Source organism: Vibrio sp. YT-18 (assembly GCF_033337345.1).
Taxonomy (GTDB): domain Bacteria; phylum Pseudomonadota; class Gammaproteobacteria; order Enterobacterales; family Vibrionaceae; genus Vibrio; species Vibrio alginolyticus.
Map to the genome: position 1 here is coordinate 1 of NZ_JAWOQO010000009.1, position 12,506 is coordinate 12,506.

Annotated in this window: 10 protein-coding genes and 1 pseudogene; 6 read left to right on the forward strand and 5 right to left on the reverse strand. The window is 45.2% G+C overall.

The genetic code is table 11. From position 1 onward, the window contains the following. Positions 1-95 precede the first annotated feature (95 nt). Positions 96-1,832, reverse strand: coding sequence for a BCCT family transporter (locus tag R7M72_RS13565; RefSeq protein ID WP_138939664.1), 1,737 nt, complete (start codon positions 1,830-1,832; stop codon positions 96-98). 319 nt (positions 1,833-2,151) lie between these two features. Between R7M72_RS13565 and R7M72_RS13570 the strand changes: the two genes are divergently transcribed. The 6 genes and pseudogenes from R7M72_RS13570 (at position 2,152) to R7M72_RS13595 (ending at position 8,029) form a co-directional block, all read left to right on the forward strand. Further along, entirely contained in the window at positions 2,152-3,339 is a 1,188-nt protein-coding gene (locus R7M72_RS13570) for an aromatic ring-hydroxylating oxygenase subunit alpha (RefSeq protein WP_017635305.1), read from the forward strand. Position 3,340: 1 nt separating this feature from the next. Further along, positions 3,341-4,777: an aldehyde dehydrogenase family protein gene (locus R7M72_RS13575; protein WP_104980126.1), complete on the forward strand. Its 1,437-nt coding sequence runs from the start codon at positions 3,341-3,343 to the stop codon at positions 4,775-4,777. A gap of 142 nt (positions 4,778-4,919) precedes the next feature. After that, a pseudogene (locus R7M72_RS13580) lies at positions 4,920-5,081 on the forward strand (rubredoxin); the annotation flags it as partial. After that, positions 5,070-6,353, forward strand: a complete 1,284-nt coding sequence (locus R7M72_RS13585; protein WP_242013377.1) for an NAD(P)/FAD-dependent oxidoreductase — start codon at positions 5,070-5,072, stop codon at positions 6,351-6,353. The pseudogene R7M72_RS13580 and the gene R7M72_RS13585, both read left to right, overlap by 12 nt. Before the next feature lie 12 nt (positions 6,354-6,365). Next, complete coding sequence (locus tag R7M72_RS13590) at positions 6,366-7,682, forward strand: NAD(P)/FAD-dependent oxidoreductase (RefSeq protein ID WP_005385877.1); 1,317 nt, start codon at positions 6,366-6,368, stop codon at positions 7,680-7,682. Further along, a complete protein-coding gene (locus tag R7M72_RS13595; RefSeq protein ID WP_017635301.1) occupies positions 7,679-8,029 on the forward strand; it encodes an ethanolamine utilization protein EutQ in 351 nt (116 codons plus the stop codon). Before R7M72_RS13590 ends, R7M72_RS13595 begins: the two co-directional genes overlap by 4 nt. 226 nt (positions 8,030-8,255) lie before the next feature. On the opposite strand, the gene azu is transcribed toward R7M72_RS13595, so the two are convergent. The 4 genes from azu to norR all read right to left on the reverse strand — a co-directional run bounded on the left by azu (position 8,256) and on the right by norR (position 12,412). Further along, positions 8,256-8,708, reverse strand: a complete 453-nt coding sequence (gene azu, locus R7M72_RS13600) for an azurin (RefSeq protein WP_005375211.1) — start codon at positions 8,706-8,708, stop codon at positions 8,256-8,258. Between the two features lie 335 nt (positions 8,709-9,043). Further along, the gene (locus R7M72_RS13605) at positions 9,044-9,694 is read right to left on the reverse strand and encodes an HAD family hydrolase (RefSeq protein ID WP_171342478.1); all 651 of its coding nucleotides are present in this window, start codon (positions 9,692-9,694) and stop codon (positions 9,044-9,046) included. Positions 9,695-9,963: 269 nt separating this feature from the next. After that, positions 9,964-10,482, reverse strand: a complete 519-nt coding sequence (locus R7M72_RS13610) for a hypothetical protein (RefSeq protein WP_005375218.1) — start codon at positions 10,480-10,482, stop codon at positions 9,964-9,966. Between the two features lie 397 nt (positions 10,483-10,879). After that, the gene (gene norR / locus R7M72_RS13615; protein WP_258663118.1) at positions 10,880-12,412 is read right to left on the reverse strand and encodes a nitric oxide reductase transcriptional regulator NorR; all 1,533 of its coding nucleotides are present in this window, start codon (positions 12,410-12,412) and stop codon (positions 10,880-10,882) included. Positions 12,413-12,506 lie beyond the last annotated feature (94 nt).

Genomic DNA, 12,506 nt, shown 5'->3' on the forward strand with positions numbered 1-12,506 from the left:
CTTTAAAATACAAAACGCCCGATGAAGTACATCGAGCGTTTTAGTTAAAAAGTGTCAACCCATATCAGGACGGGTCAGATTGATGAAACGACGCACTAACTTAGTACTGGTCCCTGATTGAGTGTGGAATCACTTTTTTGTGAGGATCTTGAAGCGATAGGCTCGGAAGCCACTGTTTTGCTTTCAACAAGCGGTTCAACAGGACCATCAAGTTTCTCTTGCTCTGGGTGAACATGCTCAGGCAGCATTGCCCATGGCTTAGGTTCGCGTCGAATACTATGAAACAGCGTTAAGCTCATCACCGCGATAAAAATGGCGATAGGGAAACCGGCAATAATGGAGGCCGTTTGCATTGCTTTTAACCCTCCTGCGTATAGAAGTACTCCCGCAATGGCTGCGATCATGATCCCCCACAATACGCGTATAGAGGTAGGAGGCTCACTGTGCCCAGCGGCATCGAGGGTACATAGAACCAAGGTACCCGAGTCTGCGGAGGTAATGAAATAAGTACCGAGCAATAGACACGCAAGTACGCTAAGTAGTTTACCAAACATACCTGTATCTAGATTGTCGAATAGCGTAAACAAAGCGCGTGTCGTATCGGCTTTAGTCGCTTCAAGAATCGGGCCGCCAGAAAAATCCGCAGGTGGTGTTTGTTTGGCTTCTTGTGCCGCAGTGACTTGCTCTTGATGAGCAACACGAGCGTCTTGCTCTACCTTCAACGCTGCACCACCAAATACTGAAATCCATAAGAACGTGATCAGCGTGGGTACGATGAGAGCACCGCCGATAAGTTCACGTATTGTGCGTCCTTTAGAGATACGAGCCACAAACATGCCAACGAAAGGTGCCCAAGTCATCCACCAAGGCCAGTAATAAGCCGTCCACCAGTTTTGCCAGCCAGAGTCATTCTGTGCATCGCTCCATAAGCTCATACCGACAATGTTTTGTGCATAAAGCCCCGTACTTTCGAGTAGCGTATTTAAGATATAGCGAGTTGGACCAATGTAAAGTACGACTAGCACGAGTGCGAGTGAAAGCAGCATGTTCCATTCTGATAAACGGCGAATACCTTTTCCTACACCAGATAGCACCGACGCAACCGCACAAGTACAAAGGGAAACGATAATAAAGAGTTGAATCCCCAAACTAATGTCTAGACCAAAGGCTTGATTCAAACCAGAGTTTATTTGGATAACTCCCATCCCCAAGGTTTGAGAGATACCGAAAGCTGTCACCGCGACTGTTAGGATATCAACCGTGTGCCCGATAGGCCCATAAATACGATCACCAATCAAAGGGTACAAGATAGAGCGTAGGGTAAAAGGCAGATCTTTACGGTAGGAAAAGTAAGCTAATGCGAGTGCAACAATGATAAAGACAGACCAAGGATGTAGACCCCAGTGAAAGAATGTCAGTTTCATTGATGTTGTTGCGGCTTCATTGGTCAGGCCTTGAGTAAATGGGTTGTCAGCGTAATGCCACATCGGTTCGGCGACCGACCAGAAAATTAAGCCTATCCCCATACCTCCGGAAAAAAGCATGGATACCCAAGACAAATAACTAAACTCTGGTTTTTCGTCATCTTTACTCAAACGAATATGCCCATATCGACTAACCATAAGGTAAAGAAGAAAACCGACAACGAGTGAAACAAGTCCGATGTAAAACCACTTCATATTCTGTAGCAAAATGCCAGAAATCGTTTCGAAGTATTGGCCCGCTTGATTGGCGAGAATGGCGCAGAAAAGTACAAAACCGATAACGACGATCTTTGATGCGATTGTCACAGTCGGATTGAGTCCTTTCAATATCCCAGATGTTGCTCTCATAGGCATCCCTCACAGTGCGTTTGTTTTAACGTTATTGTTTGTTGCGTTATTGTTAATTTTTGAAAGAGAGTAGAGAGAGGGCTTTTGTGTTTCAACTGATTAATACTCATCGGTTAATGAGTATTAATCATGACAAGAAGATCATTGTTAATTAAAAGGTTATTTTTTTGTTCGAGATCAATGCATGAATGACAAAAACTCATCCAAGCCCGGCGAAAAAGTCGTTTGTTTGTTGCCGGGTTGTTAATCACAATTATCTCCACTAACACAACACGATGTTGTACGCACTGGATGCAACTCGACTCTCGGAGATATGAATATGAGCAATGTCAACCAAACCATTATTCCTGTTGAACTTGTTGATAATGTACTGAACCCAATCAGTGAAGCAACAGGAATGCCGAATCAGGCCTACACCAGCGAAGAGTATTTTACTTTTGAGCGTGATCAGGTGTTTGGTAACACTTGGGTATGTATTGGTTTTGCATCAGACCTGCTTAAAAATGGTTATGTGATGCCACTTGATTTCATGAATCTTCCACTACTCATGATGAGAAATCGCCAAGGTGAAGTCCAAGTTTTCCACAACGTATGTAGTCATCGTGGTATGAAGCTGGTTCATGAGGCAGGCGAAGTTCAAGGCATGATTCGCTGTCCTTACCATTCATGGACGTACGATCTTGACGGCAATCTAAAAGGCACACCACACATCGGTGGTATCGCAAAACACAAAGATGACCGATTTAAGTGTGAAAAGCATGGCCTTAAGCCACTTCGTTCAGCCGTTTGGATGGACATGGTATTCGTCAACTTATCGGGCAAAGCAGAAAGCTTTGAAGAGCATATCGCGCCGCTAGAGCAACGTTGGCAGCAATTCTTAGGTGAAGAAGGATTAGGGCTTCTTCGCCGCGTGAACATGGGTGGCAACTTAGAGATAGAAGTGAAAAGTAACTGGAAGCTTGCCGTAGAAAACTATTGTGAAGCTTACCACTTACCTTGGGTGCATCCGAGTTTGAACAGTTATTCTCGCCTAGAGGATCACTACAACATCATGTTTGCAGAGCGTTTTGCTGGCCAAGGTAGTCTCGCATACAACCTCTCTGATACTGCAGGAACACACTTACCTAAATTTCCAAGCTGGCCAGAAGATAAACTGCGTCATGCAGAATATGTTGCACTCTTTCCAAACGTGTTGCTTGGTATTCAAGCCGATCATGCCTTTGCGATGATGATTGAACCAATCACTGCGAATAAGAGTGTTGAGCACCTACGTGTTTTCTATGTGGGTGATGAAGCAACGAAAGATGAGTTCGCTGCGTGCCGTACTGCTACCGTTGAGTCATGGCGAGTCGTATTCGGCGAAGATATTGGAGCGGTCGAGGGCATGCAGGAAGGTCGTTACTCACCTGGCTTTGGTGGTGGTGTGTTCTCACCAGAAATGGATGTTCCGACGCATTTCTTCCAAACCTGGTTGGCAAAGCAAGTGAAAGCGGCACTGGAGCAGTAATATGATGCATTACCTTAATTATATTGATGGTGAGTGGTGCGATTCAGAGCAAGCGCTGACCGTCATGAACCCTGGCACAGCCGAAGCGTATGCGACGATTGCAGAAGCCACTATCACCGATGCAGATCGCGCAATGGCAGCGGCACGCCGAGTGGTCAATCAAGGCCTTCTTTCGGACGTTCGTCCAGCCGTCAGAACCGAGTGGATGTTAAAAGCCGCCGCAGCTATTCGTGAAATGGTTGATGAAGGTGGGTTAGTTGCCTGTCGTGAAAATGGGAAATCTTTGCAAGATGCCAAAGATGAGTTTTTAGAGTCGGCACGTTACTTTGAATACTACGCAGGCATGGCCGACAAGCTGGAAGGCACATCAATTCCGTTGGGTAAAGACTATGTCGACTTCACTCAATATGTGCCGTTTGGCGTGTCGGTGCAGATTGTGCCGTGGAATTTCCCTGTCTCTATTTGTGCACGCTCATTGGCACCTGCATTAGCCGCAGGTAACGCAGTGGTGATCAAATCGCCAGAGATTTCCCCACTTGCCATGACTCTGTTGATTCAAGCAATTGAAAAAGCGGGCTTCCCGAAAGGTACGATTAACCTTCTATGCGGTAAAGGCTCAGTCGTTGGCAGTCATTTGGTGCAGCACCAAGAGGTCGATCAAATTGTCTTTACGGGTTCCGTTCCAACCGGCCAACACATCCTGCAAGATTCAGCGCAACGCGCTACTCCATCGGTGATGGAGCTGGGTGGTAAATCGGCTGCTATCGCGCTGAAAGATGCGAACCTCGAAACACTTTTGAAAAGCGTTCAGGTCGGTATTTTCTTTAACGCTGGTCAAGTGTGTTCGGCAATGTCTCGTTTGCTGATTCAAAAAGAGCGTTATGAAGAAGTAAAAGCGGCAGTAGTGGAAATGGCAAAAAGCCTAACCATTGGCCAAGGCGAAAGCCAGCCGGACATCACACCGTTGGTATCTGCTGATCAACAAGCACGCGTGCTTGAAATGATAGAACAAGCAAAAGCCGACGGCGCGAATATCCTAACGGGTGGCTACGCACCTGATCTATCGGGTTACTTTGTGGCACCAACAGTGATTGAAGCCACGCCAGATATGCGCATTGCACAAGAAGAAGTGTTTGGTCCTGTATTGGTGATTACACCGTTTGAAACTGAGCAAGAAGCAATCGAGATCGCGAATGGCACCGATTTTGGCCTGGTCGCTGGTGTTTTTGGTGAAAGCCTAAACCAAACATTACATGTGGCACAGCAACTGCGTGGTGGTCAAGTGTTCATCAATGAATGGTTTGCTGGTGGCATCGAAACACCATTTGGTGGCGTGGGCTTGTCCGGTTTTGGGCGAGAAAAAGGACAAGAAGCGATTTATAGCTATGTCCAGACACGCAATATTGCCATTCGTTTGCAGCAAGACAGCAACGTATAGCTACCGTGTAACTGTATTTTCATCACCTCGTACCGGCTTGGATTTCAGACCACAAGCTAGGGCGAGGTTGATGGAATCACAACAAATCTGACAGCGGTTTGTAAACACGGAAATTCTGAACAAGGTAGTTGGAGTATAAGTGATGAGAAAGTGGCTCTGTATTATTTGCGGCTTAATCTATGATGAAGCACAAGGTTGGCCATCCGATGGCATTGCACCAGGAACAGCATGGGAAGATGTGCCGGATGATTGGTTATGCCCCGATTGTTTAGTGGGTAAGGCCGATTTTGAAATGATCGAAATCACCGACGATGCGCCAGTAGAAGAGGTCGTGGCAGTGTCTTCGGTATCGGTAGAAGCGTCTGTTCAGCCAAATACGGCTCAGCCACTTCCATCTGAAGTCACTCAACCTATATTTTCAGCTGACCCTATCGTTATCATCGGCAGTGGCCACAGTGGTTACCAGTTGGCAGCGGCACTTAGAGCACAATCTGAAACGGTTCCGATCACTGTCTTTACCGCTGATGATGGCGCACTGTACAGCAAGCCTGCCTTGTCTAATGCACTGGTCATGAATAAAGACGGCGACGCGCTACAAAGTGAGAGCGCGTTGGAGTGGGAAAGCCGTCTCAACATCCGAGTTTACCCGCATACCCGTGTTGAACAGATCGATCGTGCCAATTCAACGTTACATACCTCCATCGGTAAACACGCCTACAGCCGCTTGGTACTGGCAACAGGTGCATCACCGATTGAAATCCCAATTGAGGGCGATCGCTCTTGGGTTATGAGTGTGAACGACTTAGTTGATTACCGCCGTTTCAGAGCGGAGCTGCAAGACAAAAAGCGCATCGCGATCCTAGGTGATGGCTTAATTGGCTGTGAGTTCGCAAATGATCTGATCGAAAGCGGTTATGAAGTAACAGTTATCGGGTTGGGTCAATGGCCAATGGAGCGTTTGATCCCGCAACAGTTGGGTGAATCATTACAAAGCGCACTTGCCGATCGAGGCGTGCAATGGGCTCTACAAGACAGTATCACCAGAATCGAGCCAAGGTCCGCATCCAGTGCGGTTTTACATCTAAACAGTGGCAAGCAGATTGAAGCAGATCTAGTGCTGAGCGCGGTTGGACTCAAGCCAAATGTTTCTCTGGCTGAGCGCGCGGGGCTTGAAGTTGGCCGGGGCATTAAAGTGAATCAATTCGGCCAGACGAGTGATGAGAATATTTACTCGCTAGGTGACTGTGTTGAAACTGAGCAAGGTTGGCAGCCCTATATTGCACCGATTAATCAAATGATCCCTTCTGTAGCGAAAAGCTTGCTAGGCGATGTCGCCCCTATCTCGTTAACACCAACTCCAGTGATTGTAAAAACGCCGATTCTTCCACTCACGATTTTCCCGGTAGCCGCTGAAGAACAGGGACAATGGTACATCGAGACCCAAGCAGATGAATTGACCGCTGCGTTTTATTCACCAGAAGGAGCAATGCTCGGTTTTGCGTTGCTAGGAAGAAAAGTACAGTCATTACGCGGCCCTTGGCTAGATCAATTGTCATTGAAACTGTCAGCAGCGTAGCGGAGAAAAAAGATGATTCATTTACCCAATGATGACGTGACGTGTGGTTGGTACCATGCGTTGCCAAGTATTCCAGAAAAATCGGCGTTAAAAGGTAAACAAAGTGCTGACTATGCCGTGTTAGGTGCCGGTTTCGCAGGCCTAGCTATGGCAAGACGTTTAGCTGAACTTATGCCTAATGCACGAATTATACTGATTGATGCGCAACGTATCGGCCAAGGGGCTTCAGGAAGAAATTCGGGCTTTGTTATCGATTTGCCTCATAAGTTTTCACTTGAGCATCCCGACCCTGAGCACAAACAAAAGTTATTGTCGCTCAACCGTTCTGCGATTGCTCAGCTAAACACTTTAGTGTCGAAGCACAGTATTTCTTGTCAATGGTCAGCAAAGGGCAAATATCAAGGAGCCGTAGGGGCGCGCGGTGAAGCGTATCTCGATCACTTTGAGCACCTAATGAAAGACCTTGGCGAACCATACTTCCATGTTAATGGCAGTGAGCTGGCGAAAGTCTTGGGAACCAACTACTACAGCCGCGCAATTTACACGCCAGGTGGTTATTTAATGCAACCTGCTGCTTTGGTGCGTGGGCTAGGGGAAAGCCTTCCAGAGAACGTCGAGGTGTTAGAGAACTCGCCAATCCGCAAGCTCAGTAAAGAAAACGGTTGCTGGGTATTACATGGAGATAGTGGCTCTGTTGAAACCCCTGAACTGCTGCTTGGGACCAGCATTTTTACTCGGGAGTTTGGTTATCTTAAAAACAGACTACTTCCAGTGATGACGTTTGCAAGCTGGACGCGTCCATTAACCGACGCAGAAATGCAACGATACGGAGGTGAGCTGAATTGGGGGTTAACTCCAGCTGATCATGCGGGAACGACGTTACGTATGACCGCCGATCGACGTATTTTGATCCGCAATACTTACAAACACGTGCCGAAATATGGCTCAAGCATGAACGATAAAGTCAGAGAACAAATTCGCGACGATCATCGTCAGGTCTTTCTGGCGCGTTATCCCGAGCTGGCCGACGTACCATTTACTCACACATGGGGTGGGGTGTATGCAATCTCTCGTAACTTTACTAACTTTTTCGGTCAATTAGATGAAGGTGTTTATGCCAGCGCTTGTGACAATGGTGTTGGTGCTGCGTGGGGAACCATTTCTGGAACACTGTTAGCTGACTATGTCGTTGGTGCGACATCTAAATCATTGGATGACATACAGCAAGTGACAGGAATGCCTTGTTTGAATCCGCCAGAGCCTTTTTTAGGTTTGGGAGTAAAAACGCGTATCCAATTAGCAAAATGGCAAAGCCGGAGTGAATTATGAAGCCAGTCAAACTTGTTGATAGTAAAAGTCTAGATTTCAATGTTCGTGGTGATACGCCAGGAATGGCGTATGTTGCCAGGGCGTTAAGCCCAGAAATTTCACCAAACATAGGCGTAGGCTTTGCTAAATGGGAAGGCGCTAAAGTGGCTTGGACAGTGCTTTATGATGAGGTTATTTTCGTGATTGAAGGCTGTTTCGAGCTGACCGCAAATGGTGAAACACATTTTGTGCACCCAGGTCAGATGCTGTGGATACCGGAAGGGACTGAATTGGTTTATGGTGGGCATGCTCTGTTCGGCTATGTGGTTCATCCAGGAAACTGGAAAGAGTTACATGGTATTGAATGACTTTTATCATTTAGTTGTGTTTCGGAAAGGCAAAATAAAAATCTGATTTTTAACCATAACTTTTCGCAAAAGAACTTAATCTCAATGGAGCAAGGGTTTCATACTTGCTATGTTTCTTGGTCACGTTTCCAGACGTGTTAGACCTTTCTCAATTGCTATTTTATCTATCAAAAAGGGAAGCCTTGGCTTCCCTATAATGAGTCTTCTTTTGGCTTGGCTAAAGCTTTTATTTTAGCTCAAATTTACCCTGCATGATTGCCCAGTGACCCGGGAACGAACAGAAGAATGAATAGTCACCGCCGGCTTTCATTTTCTCAGTACTGAACGTAATGCTGGTGCTTTCACCGCCACCAATTACTTTTGTGTGAGCGTAGACGCGATCATCATTTGGTTTTACGTAGTTATTTTCTGCTCCAGCTGCCATGCCATCAGTACCGACTGCTTGTAGGTTGGCTGTGTCAGAGATGACCACGTTGTGACCCATCGATTGCGCTGGCATCTTACCTGTGTGATTCAGCGTTAGTTTTACCTCTTTACAAGTGGCTGGTACGCTCAATGTTTTAGTAGAAAACTGCATCATATCGTTAGCATCTAATGACACTTCACACTCGGCACTGGCTTGGGCACCAAAGCTCATTCCTACTAATGCGAAGGTTGTTGCTAATAAACGTAAAGACATATAACACTCTCCATTTTGTATTTTAGGCTGACTTGGATTGATCTTATCCAATAGTTCTCATTATCAGCCAATTTTCACTCCAAAAACGTGCTTCAATCGGTATATTGACGTTTTGTTGCAAGCTTGTACTGGTCAGTTCCGCTATTTGATCACTCAAATGCCTTATTTCATGCGATTGCGTGAGTTAAATCAAAAGTCGTGATTAGCCAGAGTTAAGGTGAAAATAATCTCTCTAAACGGGTGGCAGAATTGTTTGGTTTTACGGTATTGGAGAGGTTTCAAGAAAGAAGCTCAGCTAAATTGCTGAGCTTCTAGAGAACAGACGACAAGTAAACCTAGCGAGTTTGCTTTAACGTGTGCAACACATCATGCAGTGAAGGTGCGACAGTATGGCCTAATTGTCTTATTTCGTTGCAAGGCTCAACCAAATCAGGAATTTGATAAGTGATCATGTTCGCTGCTACCGCAGCACGTACGCCATTATTTGAATCTTCAAAAGCGAGACATTTGGTTGGATCTACGCTTAGACGACTTGCTGCAAGCAGGTAGATCTCTGGATCAGGTTTGCCGTGTGACACTTCACAGCCTGTCGTTAAGTTGTCGAAATACTTGCTTAGGCCCGCTAACTCCAACTTCTTCTGTGCCACTTCTTTTGCTGTAGAAGTGGCGACTGCAATTGGCAACCCTTGGCCTTTCAACCACTCAAGCAGCTCAATCACCCCTTCTTTTACCGGTATCGCTTGGTGCTTAACCACAGCGTCGTAACGGTCGCGCCACTCTTGGTGTAAGCGGTCAAGATCATCCCCATAAGCTTTACGAAAAATCACTTCAATGCCCGCTGCATTGCGACCAATGATTGAAAGGTAAACATCTTTATAGAAGGGTAGGTTCTGGGCTTCACATGCTTCTTGGAAAATATGCATACAGACGCGCTCAGTATCAAGGAGCAAACCATCCATATCAAAAATAGCAGCTTGGTAGTTCATTACATTAAGACTTTTTGGTTGGGATGGCGCATTTTGACACAAGCAGATCGGTTTTTCTTCTAAAAATTAGAACTTGATTTTGATCCTATGAGTTCACATTGCCTCTGAACACACTATAAACAGAGTCTATAAATTAGGTGTGAAATATAATATTTTTAAAATTATAAAAATTTCAGTTAAATATATAAAACTCTATCTTAATATAAGCTAGAGTTTTATTAATATTCTATTGTAATTTTAACTATTGGATAATTTATTAATAGTTAAAATTAATAATAAAATAATACCAAGTCACGATTGTTTACGACTGCATGAGTGTACCAGCTCTTGACTTCAGATATTTGTTGCTCTGATAAGCCTCCGAAGTCAACGTTATCTTGGTGAATATCTTGATTTTTTATCATAAAAACAACAGGGAAATCGTCAGGGAATGGGAATTTTATAGGATAATCGGTATTAGTGAATGGAATATCGCAGAAATCGTTTACATCGCAAGGATACCAAGAGTTATTGGATAAGTAATAACCAGTTATCTTACATATAGCTTCAAGCAAGTAAGCATAGGCGTAACCCAAGTGACTGTATTTTATCTCTTCAGACAGCATCTGCATAAGAAGCTCTTCAGCTCGGATGCTTTCGCCACTACTTTCCAGCATTTCATTAATCACTTTAAAGGAGTCTTGACACCTTTCCATGATGGCTTTTTCTAGCTCTGGATTACGCTCATTCTTTAGTACGTTAAAAACCTTTTCAGTATCTAATGAATATACTGTCGCCCCATATCCCATATTTTATTCTCCTCACTTTTATACAGTTAAATTCATTTAAGTGTTTTTATCGAAGGGATTATATTTTGATGTTTTTTGAAGGTAAAGTGTATACATAGAGGTTGTATTTATTATGATGAACTTTGAAAGTTTAGATTCTTAAAATAAATACTATATATTTAATTTTATTAGAACTGGCTCATAAAAATACCTTAACTATTATTGTGTTTATTGTTAAGGGTTATTAAATCTGTGAGGTGGTTCAAGACAATAAAATTTAGAAGAAAATACCGTCAAACTTAGGTGGCTATTCTATCTGAGCACTCAGCTCACTACTTATAGTGGGCTGAGCGAGCGGTTGGGCATCGGCTCTTTATTTGGCGATGAATATGCCATATTAGGTGATATTCGTTAGTGTCTATTTTATCCCTAGCCGTTTTGCTAATCGGTGCAAATTGCCGTTATCTAATTCAAGCTGACGTGCCGTTGCTGCCCAGTTACCTTGGTTCTCTTCCAGAACTCGAACAATCATCGCTTTTTGGAAGGCGTCTGTGGCAGGCTTTAATCCGCCTTCTGGTAGCTCAAGCCGAGATTTTTGTTCCGTTTCTTCAACGTTCTTGATGTTCTGATTCGGCGTTCGGATGTCAAAATCTTGCTCAACTAACTCAATGTCCATGGCGTGGGTACGCGCTTTTGCCAAAACACCAGCACGTTTAATGACATGTTCAAGCTCTCGCACGTTGCCTGGCCATGAATAGTCTTTGAGTGCCTGCACCAAAGTGGGGGACAAACGAATGCTGTTCAATCCCAATTTGCTTCTTAAACGTTCGGCAAAAAAGCCTGCGAGTAACACCACATCGTCTTCACGTTCACGAAGAGGTGGAACATGAAGCGGGAAGACGCTTAGGCGGTGATATAAGTCGGCTCGGAAGCGACCAGCAGTCACTTCTTCATGCAATATACGGTTGGTGGCGGCGACAATGCGTGTATTGACTCGAATATGGCGGTCATCACCCACACGTTGAATGTCGCCGTATTGTAGGGCTCGAAGTAACTTGGCTTGCAGCTCTAACGACAGTTCGCCGACTTCATCTAAAAACAGTGTGCCGCCATCGGCTTGTTCGAACTTACCCTCGCGATTGCTGATTGCGCCTGTAAATGCGCCTTTGATATGGCCGAACAACTCGCTTTCCGCGACTGATTCTGGCAGCGCCGCACAGTTGAGGTAAACCAAAGTATTGCTAGAGCGGCTAGAGCGATGGTGAATAGCGCTGGCAACCAACTCTTTACCTACGCCCGTTTCTCCCATCACCAGCACAGACAATTCCGTATCGGCGACGGCATCAATCTGCTCTTGAAGATTCTTCATACCCTGAGAGTTGCCAATGATTTCATTACTTAAGGTGCGCTTCTCGGCGTAAGAGTCACGTGGCAGGCTCGCTTGTGTTTCTAATTGCTCTAACAGGAGTGCAGTGTGTAGGCCACCTGCTGCCAACGCGCTGACAAAACGTAACTCTTGGTTGCGTAGCCCATCAAATTGATTGGGGTCGAAGGCGTCAATCGTAATGGCACCAATCAGTTGATCGTCGATCAGCAGAGGTAAACCAATGCAGGAATGGACATGCAGTTTGTCATCGTGGTTTGGAATCAAGCCATCGTATGGATCAGGTAAGTCGCTGTCGGAGGGAAAGCGCACGATATCGCCTGCTCGGGCAATGGCTTCTAATCTTGGGTGCTGCTCAATGGAGAAACGGCGTCCAAGGACCTCTTTCGCCAATCCATTGATCGCTAAAGGTTTAAAGTGCTGGTCTTCATACAAAAGAAGGGCAGAAGAGTCACACTTCAATACCTCTCGAATCGTGGTTAATAACGTGTCAAAGCGAGCTTGTTGAGTGAGCGCCGAGTTAAGGTCTTGCGTGATGTGTAGCCATTGCGCGATTAAAGAAGTCATAGCCAATACCGATTGTGTCAATATGACTATTGTAGTGTCTAAATGACTATTTTCAACTGTGTCTAAATGACAGCTATTAAAGTTGGGTTTTAAT